The sequence below is a fragment of the Curtobacterium sp. 9128 genome, from assembly GCF_007673775.1.
GTDB lineage: Bacteria > Actinomycetota > Actinomycetes > Actinomycetales > Microbacteriaceae > Curtobacterium.
Genome location: NZ_VEAF01000003.1, coordinates 23765 through 41165, shown reverse-complemented (window position 1 = coordinate 41165; position 17401 = coordinate 23765). Strand labels below are relative to the sequence as shown.

General features: G+C 72.8%; 17 protein-coding genes. 9 read left to right on the top strand and 8 right to left on the bottom strand.

What is annotated here, in order from left to right; genetic code table 11:
* Positions 1-18 precede the first annotated feature (18 nt).
* From FS641_RS06460 to FS641_RS06450, 3 genes are read left to right on the top strand one after another with little or no spacing between them, the layout of a single operon-like run.
* A complete protein-coding gene (locus FS641_RS06460; RefSeq protein WP_144761683.1) occupies positions 19-2019 on the top strand; it encodes a bifunctional lysylphosphatidylglycerol flippase/synthetase MprF in 2001 nt (666 codons plus the stop codon).
* Positions 2019-3365: an esterase family protein gene (locus tag FS641_RS06455; RefSeq protein WP_260855713.1), complete on the top strand. Its 1347-nt coding sequence runs from the start codon at positions 2019-2021 to the stop codon at positions 3363-3365. Before FS641_RS06460 ends, FS641_RS06455 begins: the two co-directional genes overlap by 1 nt.
* Positions 3362-3541 (top strand): hypothetical protein, encoded by a 180-nt coding sequence (locus FS641_RS06450; protein ID WP_144761680.1) that lies wholly within the window; start codon positions 3362-3364, stop codon positions 3539-3541. The genes FS641_RS06455 and FS641_RS06450 overlap by 4 nt, the downstream gene beginning before the upstream one ends.
* Before the next feature lie 33 nt (positions 3542-3574).
* Here FS641_RS06450 and FS641_RS06445 read toward each other — a convergent pair whose 3' ends face one another.
* The 5 genes from FS641_RS06445 to FS641_RS06425 form a co-directional block, all read right to left on the bottom strand.
* The gene (locus tag FS641_RS06445; protein ID WP_144761676.1) at positions 3575-4150 is read right to left on the bottom strand and encodes a GNAT family N-acetyltransferase; all 576 of its coding nucleotides are present in this window, start codon (positions 4148-4150) and stop codon (positions 3575-3577) included.
* Positions 4151-4215: 65 nt separating this feature from the next.
* Entirely contained in the window at positions 4216-5808 is a 1593-nt protein-coding gene (locus FS641_RS06440) for a dihydrolipoamide acetyltransferase family protein (protein ID WP_144761673.1), read from the bottom strand.
* Between the two features lie 59 nt (positions 5809-5867).
* Positions 5868-6827 carry an alpha-ketoacid dehydrogenase subunit beta gene (locus FS641_RS06435; RefSeq protein WP_144762850.1) on the bottom strand — a complete coding sequence of 320 codons (960 nt, stop codon included), beginning with the start codon at positions 6825-6827 and terminating at the stop codon, positions 5868-5870.
* Positions 6828-6913: 86 nt separating this feature from the next.
* Positions 6914-8050 (bottom strand): thiamine pyrophosphate-dependent enzyme, encoded by a 1137-nt coding sequence (locus FS641_RS06430; protein WP_144761671.1) that lies wholly within the window; start codon positions 8048-8050, stop codon positions 6914-6916.
* 5 nt (positions 8051-8055) lie between these two features.
* On the bottom strand, positions 8056-9153 hold the full coding sequence (locus FS641_RS06425) for a histidinol-phosphate transaminase (protein WP_144761669.1): 1098 nt from the start codon (positions 9151-9153) through the stop codon (positions 8056-8058).
* A gap of 43 nt (positions 9154-9196) precedes the next feature.
* Between FS641_RS06425 and FS641_RS06420 the strand changes: the two genes are divergently transcribed.
* The 5 genes from FS641_RS06420 (at position 9197) to FS641_RS06400 (ending at position 13631) form a co-directional block, all read left to right on the top strand.
* A complete protein-coding gene (locus FS641_RS06420) occupies positions 9197-9595 on the top strand; it encodes a phage holin family protein (protein WP_144761667.1) in 399 nt (132 codons plus the stop codon).
* On the top strand, positions 9592-10113 hold the full coding sequence (locus FS641_RS06415; RefSeq protein WP_144761665.1) for a low molecular weight protein-tyrosine-phosphatase: 522 nt from the start codon (positions 9592-9594) through the stop codon (positions 10111-10113). Before FS641_RS06420 ends, FS641_RS06415 begins: the two co-directional genes overlap by 4 nt.
* Positions 10110-11495, top strand: a complete 1386-nt coding sequence (gene purB / locus FS641_RS06410) for an adenylosuccinate lyase (protein ID WP_144761663.1) — start codon at positions 10110-10112, stop codon at positions 11493-11495. Before FS641_RS06415 ends, purB begins: the two co-directional genes overlap by 4 nt.
* 121 nt (positions 11496-11616) lie before the next feature.
* Positions 11617-12801: a hypothetical protein gene (locus FS641_RS06405; RefSeq protein WP_144761661.1), complete on the top strand. Its 1185-nt coding sequence runs from the start codon at positions 11617-11619 to the stop codon at positions 12799-12801.
* 2 nt (positions 12802-12803) lie between these two features.
* Complete coding sequence (locus FS641_RS06400; RefSeq protein ID WP_260855712.1) at positions 12804-13631, top strand: L,D-transpeptidase family protein; 828 nt, start codon at positions 12804-12806, stop codon at positions 13629-13631.
* A 48-nt stretch (positions 13632-13679) separates the two neighbouring features.
* Here FS641_RS06400 and FS641_RS06395 read toward each other — a convergent pair whose 3' ends face one another.
* The gene (locus FS641_RS06395; protein WP_144761659.1) at positions 13680-14588 is read right to left on the bottom strand and encodes a LysR family transcriptional regulator; all 909 of its coding nucleotides are present in this window, start codon (positions 14586-14588) and stop codon (positions 13680-13682) included.
* Positions 14589-14659: 71 nt separating this feature from the next.
* Between FS641_RS06395 and FS641_RS06390 the strand changes: the two genes are divergently transcribed.
* The gene (locus tag FS641_RS06390) at positions 14660-15691 is read left to right on the top strand and encodes an EamA family transporter (RefSeq protein WP_144761657.1); all 1032 of its coding nucleotides are present in this window, start codon (positions 14660-14662) and stop codon (positions 15689-15691) included.
* On the opposite strand, the gene FS641_RS06385 is transcribed toward FS641_RS06390, so the two are convergent.
* A complete protein-coding gene (locus tag FS641_RS06385; RefSeq protein ID WP_144761655.1) occupies positions 15660-16637 on the bottom strand; it encodes an epimerase in 978 nt (325 codons plus the stop codon). The genes FS641_RS06390 and FS641_RS06385 overlap by 32 nt on opposite strands.
* On the bottom strand, positions 16630-17361 hold the full coding sequence (locus FS641_RS06380; protein WP_144761648.1) for a DUF4166 domain-containing protein: 732 nt from the start codon (positions 17359-17361) through the stop codon (positions 16630-16632). The genes FS641_RS06385 and FS641_RS06380 overlap by 8 nt, the downstream gene beginning before the upstream one ends.
* Between the last annotated feature and the right edge of the window lie 40 nt (positions 17362-17401).

Here is a 17401-nt window from a genome sequence, read left to right as displayed (position 1 = left end):
ACCGGCTGTGATGATGTCGTGGCACTCCGTCCCGTCCTCGCCCGGCTCCGCCGGTACCCCGTCTCCCTGGTCATGACCGGGGCGATCGTCGTCCTCGTCGTCGGCGCACGGCTCTCGCACGCCGAGCCCGACTTCCCGCACCACCCGCCGGTCGCCTGCATCGCGCTCGTCGCGACGGTCCTCGCCGCCGCGGTCGCCGAACGGACGCTCGGGTCGATCCGGACGGCGGTCGTCGCGGTCGCCGTCCCGACGATCGCCATGCTGGCCACCCAGCTGGCCGTCTCCGTCGGGTCGGCACTCGGCGAGGCGCACGCCGAGGAGGTGCACGGGCAGCCGCTCCTGGCCCCCTCGGTGGTCGCGGTCGCCCTCTTCGCCGCCGCGTCGGCCGGCATGCCCACCCAGGCGCGGTGGCGGGTGCGTGCCGTGCTGTGGACGGTCACGCTGACCCTCCTGCTCTTCGCCGGGCACGGCTCCGACGTGACCCGCGCCCTCGGTGCCCTGCTCGGGACCGCAGCCGGCGCGCTCGTCGCGCACCGGGCCTCCCGTCCGGTCAGCCGCGACCGTCTGACGGCCAGGACCGTCGTCGTGGCGACGCTCGTCGCCCTCGGCGGCGGGACCCTGGTGACGCTCGTCGTGCCGGACCCGGACGGGGTGCTCTCCCCGTTCGCCGACGCGATGACGGACCAGGCCGTCGTGCTCACCGGCGTGCTGCTGCTCGTCGCGGCCTGGCTCGTGCACCACGGGCGGCGGGCCGGGATCCTCGTGGCGGCCGTCGTCCTCGTCGTGCTGACCGCGGTGCTCGCCGACGTCTTCCTGATCGAACCGCTCACCGACTCCTCGGTGCAGTGGCAGGGGCTCGGACTGGACGCGCTCGAGTGGCAGGTCACGCTCCTCGGGGCGTGGCTGGTGCCCGCCTCGGTCCTGCTCGCGATCCTGACGTTGCGCGGACGGCTCGTCCGCGCGCCGTTCCGGGCCGCGTCCGGACACGCGGCGCTCGTATCGATGCTGCGCGGGAGCGACGCGGGCTCGCTCGGCCACATGGGGACCTGGCACGGCAACGCCGTCTGGTCGCACCCGGACGGACTCGGCGCGGTCGCGTACCGCGTGCGCGGTGACGTCGCGCTGACGGTCTCCGACCCCGTGTGCGGCGCCGCTGACCGTGCCGCGGTGATCAGCGCGTTCGCGGTGCACTGCGAGGAGAACGGCTGGACCCCGGCGTTCACGAGCGTGCACGACCCGGTGCGGGCGATCCTGGTGCCGGAGGGCTGGACCGCGCTGCCCGTCGGTGTCGAGGCCGTCCTCGACGTCACGACATTCGACCTGCGCGGCAAGCGCCGGCAGGACCTGCGGACCGCCTCGAACCGCGCCGACCGCGAGGGCGTCCGCGACGAGTGGACCAGCTTCGAGCAGCTCGACCTCGCTCGTCGCGCCGAGGTCGAGGCGATCTGCACCCGGTGGGCCGCCGACCGCCGCCTGCCCGAGATGGGCTTCACGCTCGGCGGCTTCCGCGAGCTCGACGACCCGGACGTACGACTCGCGCTCGCGATCGACGCCGAGGAGCGGGTCGTCGCGGTGACGAGCTGGCTGCCCGTGTACTCGTGCGGCACGCTCACCGGCTACACCCTCGACGTGATGCGTCGCGGCGAGGACGGCATGCCCGGCGTGGTCGAGTTCCTCATCGCCAGGACCGCCCTCCGGTCGCGCGAGGCCGGGCTCACCACGCTGAGCCTGTCCGGCACGCCGCTCGCCGCGCACGACCCGGCGTCGCGTGCCGTGCTGGACCGTGGCTCACGGCTGCTCGCCCGCGTGCTCGAGCCGGCGTACGGGTTCCGGTCGCTGCAGCGCTTCAAGGAGAAGTTCGGCGCGCGGCACGAACCGCTCTGGCTGGTGGTGCCGACCCCGCTGCACGTGCCGCGGGTCGCCCGAGCGCTGGCCGGCGCGTACCTGCCCGGGCTCCGCCCGCGACACCTCTGGGAACTGCGGCGTGCGCACCGTGCCGCCGCCGGGACGCGGGGATGATGGTCGACCCGTTCCACTGGGTGATGGGCACCCGCCTCCAGGTCCCCACCAAGCTCGTGCCGGCGGACGTGCTGTTCGGCGTGGTCGCGGTCCTGGTGCTGCTGCCCGCCCTGCGGACGGGTCTGCGCAGTCGGGCCGGATGGCGTCGCGCCGGTGTCCGCGCGGCGGTCGCTGGCGGGGGCGCCGTCCTCGGGCTGCTCGCCTGCTGGATCGTGGGCGACCTGTTCAACGCCTTCGACGTCGACCTGACCGACGTCACGCGGATGTGGGTGGCGTTCGCGTTCGCCGGCCTCGCGCTGGCCGTCGCCGGCCTCGTGCACGGCGGACGCGGGCGACGGGTGCTCGCCGCCGTGCTGGTGCCCCTCGCGCTCCTCGTGCCGGCGCTCGGCGTCAACGTCGACTACGCGGCGTACCCGACGCTCAACGCGCTGGTACAGAAGAACCCGTTCCCCCGGCTCGACCTCGGGTCCGAGTCCGGGATCGACACCGTGGACGCCGGACCCGCCGAGCACTGGACGCCGCCAGCGGACATGCCCGCGGCCGGCCGGGTCGGATCCGTCCGCATCCCCGGCACGCGCTCGGGGTTCCCCGCTCGTCCGGCGGTCGTCTACCTGCCGCCCGCCGCCCTCACCGCAGACCCGCCGACCCTGCCCGTCGTCGTCTCGCTCTCCGGACAGCCGGGCAGCCCGAGCGACATGTTCACCGCCGGGGGCCTGGCCACCGTGCTGGACGCCTACGCGGCAGCGCACCACGGACTCGCCCCGATCGTCGTGTCCGCCGACCAGCTCGCCGTGCCCGGGCACAACACGATGTGCGTCGACTCGGAGGTCGGCAACGCCGCGACCTACATCACGCAGGACGTCCCCGCGTGGATCACCGGGCACCTCCGGGTCACGCCGGACCGTCGCGGGTGGGGGCTCATCGGCTTCTCGCAGGGGGCGACCTGTGCGAACCAGTTCCTCACCGGCGACCCGGACCGGTTCAGTGCCGCCCTGGCGATCTCGAGCGAGCTGTACCCGGTCGACCGTTCCCCGCAGAACAGCGCCGACGAGGCGTTCGGCGGCTCCCTCGCCCGCTGGCGTGCAGCCGCGCCGAGTGCGCTGATGGCCGCCAACGAGCCGTACGCGGACACCTCGCTCTGGTTGACCGCCGGGTCGAGCGACCACGAGTTCGTGGAGAACGCCCGGAAGCTCGGTGCCGCGGCTGAACGCGCCGGCATCCACACGTCGATCCGCTCGGCGCCGGGCAGCGGGCACGACTGGAACACCGTGCAGTGGTCACTCCGCGAGGACCTGCCGCGCATGGCGGAGGAGCTCGCCGAGGCACCGGGGACCCCGCGGCCGTGAACGACGCACCGGGGGTCCTCGTCGTGCGGTTGGCCGTGCTCGGCGCGGTCGTGCTCGTGCTCGTCGGGATGCTGTCCTGCGGACCGAGCCGGCTCTGCACGGTCGCCGCGGTCGTGCTCGGCGTCGTGGTCGTCGCTGCGACCGTGGTCGGGGCGTTCGCGCGCGGACGGCGCTGAGGCGGAGCCACCCGTGGCATCCGCGTCCGGAGGTCAGGCGTTCGCGACGAGCCAGGCGTGCTGCGCGTCGGTGAGCACCCGGTCGGCCCAGACCTGCCGCTCGACCCCGTCGGGCGTCGCAGCTGCCGTCGTGCCCTGCCACACCAGCGCGAGGCCGCTCTTGTCGAGCACCCGGGCCGACCCCGGGTTGTTCGTCAGCACCCGCCCGGTGACCGGGACCGCTGGAGCGGTGTCGTGCGCGGCGGTCACCGCCGCGCGGGCGATCTCGGTCGCGTAGCCCTGCCCCCAGGCGGACACCGCGAGGCGGTACCCCAGGTTCCAGACGCCCCCGGCCGTCATGTCCACCCCACCGACGCCGAGCACCGTGCCGGTCTCGGCGTCACGGACCGTCCAGGAGCCGAGCCCGTGGCGCACGCGGCCGCCGATCTTCCTCTGGACCAGGTCGACCGTCTGCTCGCGTGACACGTGCCGACCGTGCGGCAGGTGGGTCCGCGTGTGGGCGTCCGAGTACACCGCGTGCACGGCGTCGATGTCGGTCGGCGCGACGGGCGTGAGCAGGAGGCGATCCGTTCGGATCTCCTGTGGAGCGATCAGGAGCTGGTGGACCATGCCCCGATCATCACCCCGGCCACCGACATCCGCGTGAACACCACGCCAACGACGCGACGAGTCCGTCAGTCGAGCAGCAGCGCCGGCTCCTCGAGGACCGAGGCCACGTCGTGCACGAACCGCGACGCGACGTCACCGTCGACGACCCGGTGGTCGAACGACGCCCCGATCGTGGTCACCATGCGCGACCGCACCTCGCCGTCGACGACCCACGGCTTCGGCTTGATCGTGCCCATCGCGACGATCGCCACCTGCCCGGGGTTGAGGATCGGGGTCCCGGTGTCCATCCCGAAGACGCCGATGTTCGTCACCGTGATCGTGCCGTCGGCCATCTCCGCCGGGCTGGTCTTGCCGTCGCGGGCGGTGAGCGTCATCTGCTCGAGGGCCTTCGCGAGTTCGAGGAGCGACATGTCCTGCGCGTCCTTGATGTTCGGCACGATCAGGCCGCGCGGGGTCGCCGCGGCGATGCCGAGGTTGACGAAGTGGTGGACGATGATCTCGCGGTCCGTCCACGACGAGTTCACCGAGCGGTTCCGGCGGACGGCCCAGATGACCGCCTTCGCCATGATGAGCAGCGGCGAGACCTTGATCCCGGCGAACGTCGGTGACGCCTTCAGGCGCTTGACGAACTCCATGGTGCGGGTGGCGTCGACGTCGACGAAGAGCGACACGTGCGGCGCGGTGAACGCGGAGGTCGTCATCGCGGTCGCGATGGCCTTGCGCACGCCCTTGACCGGGATGGTCTCCTGCCGGACGCCGCCCCACTCCGGGGTCTCGATGTTGCGGAAGACGGTGGCCTGCGTCGCGTGACGGATCACGTCGTCGCGGGTGACCTCGCCGGCGAGCCCGGTGGCGACGACCGTGGTCAGGTCGACGCCGAGGTCCTTCGCGAGCTTCCGGATGGGCGGCTTCGCGATCACGGGCAGCGCGAGGGACGCGGGGACCGAGGAGGGGCGCGCCGGGCGCTTGCCCTGCTCGGCGACGGCGTCGGCGGTGCTCGCCTCGCCCGCGTCGGTGACCATGTCGAGGTCGGCTTCCCGGCTGGAGGCACGGCTCGCCTCCGCCGCGACCGCTGCGGCCCGGCGGGCGCCCGGCTTCCGGCGGGACGGCGCGCTCGTCGCGGAGCCGTAGCCGACGAGCACCGCGCCCGACGACTCGTCGGTGCCGATCACGGAGGCGCCGTCGGCGGCGCGGATCGATGCGTCCGTGGCGGCGGGGGCCGGTGCCGGGACGGGCGTCGGCGGAGCCGGCGTGCTGGCGGGTGCGGGTGGAGCCGGCGTCACGGACCGTGTCGGAGCCGCTGCGGGTTGCACCGGTCCAGCCGGGGCGACGTCGGGTGAGACCGGCGCGGCGTCGGCGACGGGAGCGGCGTCGGCGACGGGAGCCGAGCCTCCCGGCTGTGCCGACGGCACGTGCGCGTCGGACTCGACCCGGATGATCGGCTTGCCGACCTCGACCGTGTCGCCCTCGCTGACGAGCAGGCCGGTGACCTTCCCCGCGAACGGCGACGGCAGCTCGACCAACGACTTCGCCGTCTCGATCTCGACGAGGACCTGGTCGACCGCGATGTCGTCACCGATCGCCACACGCCACTGCACGATCTCGGCCTCGGTGAGGCCTTCACCCACGTCGGGGAGGGGGAATTCTGCGACGGCCACGTCGGCTCCTTCGTCGGGTTGTCGTGCGGGAGGGGTCGTGCGGTGGGGAACGGCCCCGGTCAGTAGGCGAGGGCGCGGTCGACGGCCTCGAGGACCCGGTCGGCGTCCGGCAGGTGCAGGTGCTCGAGCTTCGAGACCGGGAACGGGACGTCGAAGCCGGACACCCGCAGGGGCGGCGCCTGCAGCGTGTAGAAGGTCCGCTCCGCCACGGTCGCGGCGATCTCGCTGCCGACGCTGACGAAGCCCGACGCCTCCTGCGCGATGACGAGCCGGCCGGTCTTGCGGACGGACGCCAGCAGCGGCTCCCAGTCGATCGGGGAGATCGATCGGAGGTCGACGACCTCGCAGCTGGTGCCCTCGCCCTCGGCGATGTCCGCCGCCTGCATGAGGGTCGCGACCATCGCGCCGTGGCCGACCAGGGTGACCTCGGTGCCGGTCCGGGCGACCCGGGTCGTGTGCATCGGGACGTGCCCGTCGAGCAGGTCGACCTGCCCCTTCGGCCAGTACCGCGACTTCGGCTCGAGGAAGACGACGGGGTCCTTCGAGGCCACGGCCTCCTGGATCATCCAGTACGCGTCGTTCGGGGTGCTCGGGCTGACCACGCGCAGGCCGGGGGTGTGCGCGAAGTACGTCTCCGGCGACTCCTGGTGGTGCTCGACGGCGCCGATGTGGCCGCCGTAGGGGATCCGGATCACGATCGGGAGCGACATGTGCTCCGGCAGGCGGTTCGCCATCTTCGCCAGCTGCGAGGTGATCTGGTCGAACCCGGGCCAGACGAACCCGTCGAACTGGATCTCGACGACCGGGCGGTAGCCGCGCAGGGCCAGGCCGATCGCGGTGCCGATGATGCCGGACTCGGCGAGGGGGGTGTCCATCACGCGGGTGTCGCCGAAGCGTTCCTGCAGGCCCTCGGTGATGCGGAAGACCCCGCCGAGACGGCCGATGTCCTCGCCCATGAGCAGGACCTTGTCGTCGGCCTCCATCGCCGCGGCGAGGCCGGCGTTGAGCGCCTTCGCCATCGGCAGGGTCGGCGTCGGGTCGGTGGGGACCCGACCGGCGCCCGGGTGGGAGCGCAGGGTGTAGTCGAAGAGCTGTTCGGTGGTGCTCATGCGTGCGACGCTCCGTCCTGGTCGGCCTCGTACGCGGCGAGCCACTCCCGCTGTTCCGCCACGAGCGGATGCGGTTCGCGGTACACACGGTCGAACATCACCTGCAGCGGCGGGGCGACGAGCTGCGGGGTCCGCGTGCGGATGTCGGCGGCCACCGCCTCGCCCTCGGCCTCGAACTCCGCGAGCTGGGCGTCGGTGACGCCGCGGGTGCGGAGGTACGCCTCAGAGCGGGCGATCGGGTCGCGCTCCACCCAGCTGGCGAGCTCGTCGTCGCCGCGGTAGCGGGTCGGGTCGTCGGAGGACGTGTGGGCACCGATCCGGTACGTCTCGGCCTCGACGAACGCCGGGCCCTGACCGCTGCGGGCGTGCTCGGTCGCGACGACGCTCGCCGTGTACGAGGCGAGGACGTCGTTGCCGTCGACGCGGATGCTCGGGATGCCGAAGCCGCGCGGACGGTCCACGAGCGGGGTCGGCGACTGCACGGACACCGGGACCGAGATCGCCCAGTGGTTGTTCTGCAGGAAGAACACGACGGGTGCCTTGTACGAGGCCGCGAAGACGTACGCCTCGTTCACGTCGCCCTGGCTCGTCGCGCCGTCGCCGAAGTACACGATCGAGCAGGCGTCACGCTCCGGGTCGCCCGTGCCGACGTCGCCGTCGAGGCGCTGGCCCATCGCGTAGCCCGTCGCGTGCAGGGTCTGCGAGCCGATCACGAGCGTCGAGATGTGGGTGTTGCCGCGCTCGTCCGGGTCCCAGCCGCCGTGGGTCAGCCCGCGGTACAGGCTGATGATCTCCATCGGCTCGACGCCGCGGGACATCGTGACGGCGTGCTCACGGTACGAGGGGAACACGTGGTCCTGCGGGCGGAGCGCGAAGACCGATCCGACCTGCGCTGCCTCCTGCCCGTGGCTCGGGACCCACAGGCCGAGCTGGCCGGTGCGCTGCAGGTTGTGCGCGGCGTGGTCGAACCGTCGGGTGATGACCATGCGGCGGTGCATCGCCAGCAGGGTCTCGTCGGGGATCGCCCGCGCGGCGGCGGCGAACTCGGCGTTCTCGTCGGTCTCCACGAACCGCCCCTCGGAGTCGAGGAGCCGGATCGTGGTCGTCGCGGGAGCCGCGGCGTGGAAGGACATGCCGGTCAGCGTAGCGTCCGGGTCCCCGCCGCCCTTGTGAGTCCCCCGACAAGCGAGGCTGCGGTTTCGAGGAGCTTCTCGACAGCCTCGTGCTCCCCGATGGAGATGCGGATGCCCTCCCCCGCGAACGCCCGGACGACCATACCGGCCTCCTCGAACGCCTCGGCTGCGGCTGCGGTCTGCTCCCCCGTGTCCAGCCAGACGAAGTTGCCCTGCGCGTCCGGCACGTCCCAGCCCTGCGCGCGCAGGCGGTCCACGATGGTGTCGCGACGCTCGGCGAGCTCGGCGACGCGCGCGAGCAGCTCGTCCTCGCGCTCCAGGCTGGCGAGCGCGGCCGCCTGGCCCTGCGCGGTGACGCTGAGCGGGATGGCGCAGGCACGGACGGCGTCGAGCACGTACGCCGGACCGAACGCGTACCCGACACGGAGCCCGGCGAGGCCGTACGCCTTCGAGAACGTGCGGAGCACGACGAGGTTGGGGTACTGCTCCAGCAGCGGCACACCGCGCACGGCGTCCGGAGCGGTGACGAACTCCGCGTACGCCTCGTCGAGGACGACGAGGACGCGCTCCGGGACCTGTGCCATGAAGGCGTCGAACTCCGCGCCGGTCACGATCGGCCCGGTCGGGTTGTTCGGGGTGCAGACGATGACCATCCGGGTCCGGTCGGTGACGGCGGCGGCCATCGCGTCGAGGTCGTGTCCGCCGTCGGGGCGGTTCGGCACCTGGACGCTCGTGGCGCCCGCGACGGTCACGACGCCGGGGTAGGCCTCGAACGACCGCCAGGCGTAGACGACCTCGTCGCCCGGGCCGGACGTGGCCTTCGCGAGCTCGTGCAGGATCGCGACGCTGCCGGGGGCGACGTGCACCTCGTCGACGGTGCGGCCGGAGCGGTGCGCGAGCTCGGCGCGCAGGGCGAGGGCGGAGGCGTCGGGGTACCGGTTGTACTGCGTCTGCGCCTGGACGGCCTCGACGACGCCGGGCAGCGGCGGGAACGGGTTCTCGTTGCTCGAGAGCTTGAAGGCGTCGGCCGCGGCCTGCCGTCCCTGCTTGTACGCGGGGAGGGATGCGATGTCGGGTCGGATGTGCACGGTCACGGTTGCCAGGGTATCCGCACCGATCCGCGGCCCGAGCGGGCATCATGGTGCCATGCGTTTCCTCGTCCGCCTCGTCATCAACGCCGTCGCGCTGTGGCTCACCACGCTCATCGTCAGCGGCGTCTCCGTCACCCCGTTCGGCGACGGCGGCCCGGTCGCGACCGTGCTCACCTACCTGCTGGTCGCCTTCGTGTTCGGCCTGGTCAACGCGGTGATCGGCACGCTGATCCGCATCGTCGCGTTCCCGATCTACATCCTGACCCTCGGGCTGATCTCCCTCGTCGTGAACGCCGTCCTGCTGCTCATCGTCGCGGGCATCTCGTCGGCGATCGGCTTCGGCCTGCACGTCGACTCGTTCGGCTGGGGCGTCGTCGGCGCCCTCGTGCTCGCGGTCTTCGCGTGGCTCATCGGGCTCGTCGCCCGTCCCGCGCTCAGCCGTGGGCGCGCGTGACCGGAACCGCCGGGGACGCACGGGCTTCGTTCCGCGTCTCCTTCGTGTGCAGCGGCAACATCTGCCGGTCCCCGATGGCGGAGATCGTCTTCGCGGCGATCGCCGAGGAGGCCGGCCTCGCCGAGCAGTTCCACGTCGAGTCCGCCGGGACGGGTGACTGGCACGTCGGCGAACCCGCTGACGAGCGGACGATCGCCGCACTCGCGGCGCGCGGATACGATGGCAGCAGGCATCGCGCCCGTCAGTTCGACCCGGACCGGTTCCCGGACCTCGACCTGGTGGTCGCGCTCGACCGCTCCCACGAACGCATCCTGCGCTCGTGGGCACCGACGATGGACGACGCCGCCAAGGTGACGCTCCTGCTGCGGTACGACGACGCCTGGCCCGAGCAGGCCGACGTTCCGGACCCGTACTACGCGGACCGGCACGAGTTCGACCGCGTGCTCAGCACGGTCGAGCGGGCATGTCGAGCACTCTTCCACCAGATCGAACCGGCAGTCCGCCAGGGAGCACCATGACCCCCCTTCCCCCGCAGCCGATCAGCCCGCTCGACGGGCGGTACTACCCGGTCGTGCACACGGTGGGTGAGCACCTCTCCGAGGCCGGGCTGAACCGCGCCCGCATCGCCGTCGAGGTGGAGTGGCTCGTCTTCCTCACCGACCACGCGATGTTCACCACCTCGCCGCTGTCCGTCGACGACAAGGCCGCCCTCCGCGCCGTCGTCACCGACTTCGGTCAGGAGCAGATCGCCGAGCTCGCCCAGATCGAGGCGACGACCCGGCACGACGTCAAGGCCGTCGAGTACTTCGTCCGTCGTCGGCTGGCGGACCTCGGCCTCGACGCCGTCGCGGAACTGACGCACTTCGCCTGCACCAGCGAGGACATCAACAACCTCTCGTACGCGCTGACGATCAAGGACGCCGTCGAGCAGGTCTGGCTGCCCGCGTACCGGGCCGTGATCGCGCGGCTCCGTGAGGTCGCCACCGAACTCCGTGCCGTGCCGATGCTGTCCCACACGCACGGACAGCCGGCGACGCCGACCACGCTCGGCAAGGAGCTCGCGGTGGTCGTCTACCGCCTCGAGCGTGTCCTGGCCCAGATCGAGGGCGGCGAGTACCTCGGCAAGTTCTCCGGCGCGACCGGCACCTTCTCAGCACACCTCGCCGCCGACCCCGAGGCGGACTGGCCGGCCCTGAGCCGCGAGTTCGTCGAGGGTCTCGGGCTGACCTGGAACCCGCTCACGACGCAGATCGAGTCGCACGACTGGCAGGCGGAGCTCTACGACCGCATCCGGCACGCGAACCGGATCCTGCACAACCTGGCGACCGACGTGTGGACGTACATCTCGATGGGGTACTTCACGCAGATCCCGGTCGCCGGCGCCACGGGTTCGTCCACCATGCCGCACAAGATCAACCCGATCCGGTTCGAGAACGCCGAGGCGAACCTCGAGCTCTCGACGGCGCTGTTCTCCACGCTCTCCGAGACCCTCGTCACGAGCCGCCTGCAGCGCGACCTGACCGACTCGACCACGCAGCGGAACGTCGGCGTCGCGGTGGGGCACTCGCTGCTCGCGCTCGACAACCTGCGCCGCGGCCTCGGCGAGATCGCGGTGAACGAGCAGCGCCTGGCCGAGGACCTCGACGGCAACTGGGAGGTGCTCGGTGAGGCGATCCAGACGGTCATCCGCGCCGAGGTGACCGCGGGACAGTCCGACATCGAGGACCCGTACGCGATGCTCAAGGAGCTGACCCGCGGCAAGCGCATCGGGCAGCAGGAGCTCGTGGCGTTCGTGAACGGGCTGGACATCTCCGACGGCGCCAAGGCCCGGCTGACGAACCTCACCCCCGCGACCTACACGGGTCTCGCGGACGAGCTCGTCGACCACCTCGAGGTCTGAGCATCACGCACTTCCCTCGGCACTCAGGTTCCTGCTAGGTTCAGCGAGCTGAGTGCATCTCAGCCGGGGGCGTCGTTGGCGATGCACCCGGTGATCTCCAACCCGGATGGACAACCAACCCGTGCTTCGCTCCCGTATCGCCGCGGCCGCCGTCGGCGTCTCCGTGCTCGGCGTCACCGCCGCGCTCGTCCCCACCGTCTCCAACGCGGCAGACACCACCGTCACCGCGGCGACCCCGTCGGTCACCTGGGCCGACAAGGCCTCCGACTTCACCCCGATCGCTCCCGAGTCGGACACCATCCCCGCGGGCTGGTCGTTCGTCGGGTTCAGCCCCGACTCGTCGGACGACGCCCCCACGTCGATCGACCAGCTCGCGACGTTCAGCGCCTCGGGCATCGCGGCGAAGGACGACTCGTACGTCGTGCTGGTCCACGCGACGAAGACGGTCGTCACCCCGGACGCCCTGCCCGCGCTCGTCGCAGCCGCGTCGGCCACGACCGGAGCGCAGACCGACTTCGGCCTGGTCACCGCGGACGCCGCGGACCCGAGCAGGATCACGGGGAGCACCTACACCGAGTCGCTCCAGGGTGCGTCGACGACCTGGGACGGCCGCACCGGTGACGAGACCACCGCCGAGCTCGTCGCCGAGCTCAAGCAGGAGAACGAGGTCGTCATCGGCTACGCCGTCGAGCTCTACGGCACGAGCGCCGCGCCGCTGAGCAGCGATTCGGACACCACCGAGCCCGACGCCACCGCGACCGACCCGGTGCAGACCGGTGAGCAGTCCGCTGGCGCCCCGACGACGAACGCGCGCATCGCCACGCCGGAGTCGACGCTGGAGAAGCTGCTGCCCGCCCCCCGCGCCAACACGTTCGCGCTGCGCGCCGCGGTGACCCCGGCCGCGTCCGGCATCGCCGACCTGGTGTTCGGCGACCTGACGACGTACTTCACGCCGGAGCCGACCGCAGCCGCCACCGCGACCGCGACCTCGCTGACGGTCACCCAGGCAACCACCACGGGCTACACCGTGAGCGGTTCCGGCTTCGCCCCCGGCGAGACCGTGACCGTCGGCTTCAGCCAGGGCCAGTCCGGCTCGGAGCTCCCGGGCACGCTGGTCGCGAACGCTGACGGCGCCGTGACCGGTACCGTCGTCCTGCCGTCCGGCACGACCGCGGGCACCTACGCGCTCGTGCTCGTCGGCTCGTCCTCCGCGCAGACCGCGTCGATCGCGATCACCGTGACCGCCGACCCGGCCGTGGCTCCCGTCGCGACCCCGGTCTCGGGTCGGGCGACCTTCACCGGCTGACCTTGCGGATCCTCCCGACCGAGCCACGGCGGCGCGCGACCCTGGTCGCCGCCGCCGTGGCCGTCGTCTGTGCGGGTGCCGTCGCCCTCGTGGTGACCAGCACGATGTCCACGGGTGCCCCCGCACCGTCCCACCGCGCGGTCGCGGCGTCGTCGCCGACACCGACAGCCGCCACACCGACACCCGCCGCGACACCGAGCCCGTCGGGGACCCCTGGTCCGCAGCTCGCCGTCGACGCGCCCGCCTCGACGACGGTCGCCGCGGCCACGGGTGACACCGTGCCGGTCAGCGCCGAGCCGGGTGGGAAGGCGACCGAGCAGCTCGCCAACCCGCAGAAGTCCGGCGCCCCCCTGGTGTTCCGGGTGACCGACCAGCGGGACGGTTGGGTCCAGGTGCAGCTCGCCCAGCGGCCGAACGGCAGCACGGGCTGGGTCCCGTCGAGCGCCGTGGACCTCTCCACCACGCCCTACGCGATCGTCGTGGACGAGGCGACGAACACCCTCGACCTGTACAAGGACGGCTCGGTCCTGCACTCGTACTCGGTGGCGACCGGGACCGGTGGCACGCCGACACCGACGGGCCGCTTCGCGCTCACCGAGCTGCTCGCTCCGACCAACAAGGGCTACGGCCCGTACGCGTACGGCACGACGGCGTTCTCGGACGTGCTCAACTCGTTCGGCGGTGGCCCGGGTCAGATCGGCCTGCACGGCACCGACGACGCCTCGAGCATCGGCAGCGATGCCTCGCACGGCTGCGTCCGGATGCGCAACGCCGACATCACGGCGCTCGCGAAGATGCTGCCGCTCGGCACCCCCTTCCAGGTCCGCTGACGCGGCGGACGGGAGGGCCGGCCCGGCCCCGCCTCGCCTGTCACCACCTCAGGTGGTGACGTCCGTGGCGGTGGCGACCAGGGCCTCCAGGACCGTGCGCACCGCTGGTCGGACGGCGCGGTCCGGTCGGACGAGTGCCTCGATCCGACGTCCGGCTCGGACGTCGGCGAGCTCCGCCAGGTGGAAGCGGCCTGCTGCCCGTGTGCGCGACGTGGACCGCGGGACGAGCGCGACGCCGTGCCCGGCTGCCACGAGGTTCTCGATCACCGGCAGGTGGACGGTGCGGAACGCGACCTCGGGCGGGGTGTCCGTCGCCGCTGCCATCGCGGTGAGGACCCGGTCGATCGGGTAGTCCCTGGGCACGCCGATCCACGTCTCGTGCACCACGTCGTCGATCGTCACGCGGGCGCGGTCGGCGAGCCGGTGGCCGAGTGGCAGTGCCACGTCGAGCGGTTCCCGCAGCAGGGGCACGGTCTCGAGCGCCGCCCGGTCGGCCGGCGGTGCCCCGTCGGGTCGGTGCCCGACCACGACGTCGTGGTCGCCCGTGAGCGGTGCGAACCCGTCCTCGCTGACGTCGACGTCCGCCAGGGTGAGCCGGATCCCGGGGTGCTCCCGCATCCTGGTGAGGAGCCCGGGGAGCAGGAGCTCTGCGGCCGAGGGGAAGATCGCCAGGTCGACGGTGCCGCTGGAACCGCCGAGGTGGTCCTGCCACGCGGCCTCGACGGTCGCGACGGCGGTGGCGACACCGGTCGCGAGGCCGGCGAGCACCCGGCCGTGCTCGGTGAGGCGGACGCCGCGGCCGACGCGTTCCACGAGGGGGACGCCGACCTGGCGCTGCAGCGTCTGGAGCTGCTGGGACACCGCACTCGGGGTCCGGTGCGTGGCCGTCGCGACGGCGGTGACCGAGCCGCGTTCGGCGAGTTCGCGGAGCACCGGGAGGAGCGTGACGTCGAACATGCAGTGACCCTACAACGTCGGTGCAGCAGTGTTCGCTGGTGCTACCACGTCGGACACGCAAGCATCGGAAGGTGCTCGCCCGTGACCGTGTCCTCGCCCTCCTCGTCGCCGTCGTGTGGGGGCTGAACTTCCCCGCCACGGCGCTCGCGCTCGAGCACTTCCCGCCGTTCCTGCTCGCCGCGGTGCGGTTCACCCTGCTCGCCGTCCCGACGCTGCTGTTCGTCCCGCGGCCGCGGATCCCGTTCGGCCGGCTGGTGCTCGTCGGCGTGGGGCTCGGGATCCTGCAGTTCGCGTTCCTGTACCTCGGGATGGCCGCCGGGATGCCCTCGGGGTTGGCGTCGCTCGTGCTGCAGGCCTCGGCGCCGTTCACCGTGGTGCTCGCCGGGGTGTTCCTCCGCGAGCGGCTCACCGGGCGGCAGGTGGTCGGCGTCGGGATCGCGGTCTGCGCCCTCGCGGCCATCGCGGTCCACCGGGCGCAGGCGGCGGCGCTGCTGCCCGTCGTGCTGACCCTCTGCGGAGCCCTGGGATGGGCGATCGGGAACGTCGCGACCCGTCGGGCCGGGGCGACGAACCCGCTGCACCTGACGCTGTGGTGGTCGGTCGTGCCGCCGGTCCCGATGGCCGTGCTCGCCCTGACCGTCGAGGGTCCGACCCGGATCGAGACCGCGCTCGGCACGGCGTTCACGGCGGACGCGTTGCCAGCCGACCTGGGGCTGCTCTACATCGTGCTCGTCGCCACGCTCGTGGGGTACGGGATCTGGTCGCGGCTGCTGGCGACGTACCCGTCGAGCACGGTCGCGCCGTTCTCGATGCTCGTGCCCGTCGTCGGGGTGCTCGCGTCGTGGGCGGCGTTCGGCGAGGTGCCGGACGTGGTCGAGGTCCTCGCGGGTGCGGTGGTGGTCGGCGGGGTGCTGTGGGCATCGCGGCCGGTGCGGGGTGGCGGTGCCGGTGCCGGTGCCCTCCGCGCGTCGGGCGGCGGTCCGCTGCCGGCGACACCGACGCACACGCCGACGTCGACCGCTCCGGGTCCGGGTCCGGCTGCTCCGTCGTCGCCCGCGTCCGGGGCGGCGGTCAGCCCCGGTGCTGGCGGCGCTCCGCGATGATGTGCGCGAGGGCTCCGCGGAGCAGCGGGTAGCGGAACTCGTAGCCGGCCTCGGTCAGGCGGGTCGGCACCACCCACCGGCTCTTCAGCACGAGTTCGGTCTCGGTGCGGATCGCGAACGAGCCGACCTCGAGCATCCAGCGCCACGTCGGCAGCCCGAAGCGCCGGCCGACCGCGTCGCGGATCGTCGCCATGACCGTGCGGTTGTCCGAGGGGTTCGGACTCGTGACGTTCACCGGGCCGTCGAGCTCGTCGTGGTCACGGACGAAGCGGATCGCTCCGACGACGTCCGCGATGTGCACCCAGCTGAACCGCTGCCGGCCGCGGGTGTGACGGTCGTGGTGGTACGTCCCCGCCGCGAGCCGACCGGGCGTCGGGAACCAGGCGCCGTCGTACTGCGGGCCGCCGAGGCCCGCCTGCGCGAGGCGGAGCAGCGGGACCAGGGCACTGCCGTCGCCGAGGACGATCGCCATCCGGAGTGCGACCCGGCGCGTACCGGGCAGGTCGACGGCCATGAGCGCGTCCTCCCACGCACGGGCGACGCCGACGGAGAAGCCCTCGCCGAGCTCTCCGGTGGCCTCGTCCTGCGGGCGGTCGTCGGCGTGCCGGTAGATCGTCGCGGTGGACGCGTTGATCCACAGCGGCGGCGGGTGCTCCGCAGTGCGGATCGCCTCGGCCAGCTCGAGCGTGGTGTCCACGCGCGAGCGGAGGATCTCCGCGCGGTTCCGACGGCCGTACCGGCAGTTGACGCTCTTCCCGGCCATGTTCACGACGATCGCGGCGCCGTCCACGAGCTCCCGGATGCGCAGGGTGTTGCCCCACACCGCGTCGCCGCTCCGCCCGATCGTGACGAGGTCGTAGCCCTCCTCGCGGAAGGCCGCCAGCAGGTGCTGTCCCACGAACCCGCTGGCTCCCGCGATCACCGCACGGCCGCGCTCGTCATCCATGTCGTCCCCGTTCCTCGTCCGGCGCGATCACGTACCGGAACGCCCCCTCGTACCGGTACAGCGTGCCGATGACCGGCGCGGTGAGCACCAGGGACACGCGCTGCAGGTCGGCTTCGTCATCGAATCGTTCCACGAGCGTCACACGCGGTGCGATCGGTGCCGGGCGCGGCCCGCTCAGCAGCGACGCGCCAGCGGCGCGCGGGCCGCGCCGAGCGAGCCTGCGAGCTCGGAACTCCCGACCCAGGGCACGGAACGCCACGTGCGTGGAGACCAGGCGCAGGGCGCCGACGTCCGGCCCGTCCGCGTCGACCTCGACGCGCAGGCGGGCGCTGACGCGCCCGCGGCGGCCGAGGTGGTCGACGAGGCCGGCGGGTTCGGCCGTGATGGCGTCCACCATCGTGCGGTCGCCGCCGCGGAGGTGGAAGGTGCGCAGCGCGCGGACGGCGACCCGAGCCTCCCGTCGGGTACCGCGGCCGACGTGTGCCGCACGGTTCTCGACGGTGAAGGGGACGTGCCGTTCCCAGACCGGGAACATCACGGCGTCGCGCGCGAAGACCGCGAGGACCGGCCAGAGCCACCGTCGCGGCGTGCCGACCACGTCGAAGACGCCCTCACCGCGGCCGACGTGCCCCGGAGGGATCGCTCCGAAGTACGCCCGGAGGCGCGGGTGGAGGCGCGCGACGACGTCCGGAGTGGCGCTCAGCTCGTAGGGCGACCGGGTCACGAGCCGATCCTGGCATGTCGTCGGTGCGGCTCCCTACGAT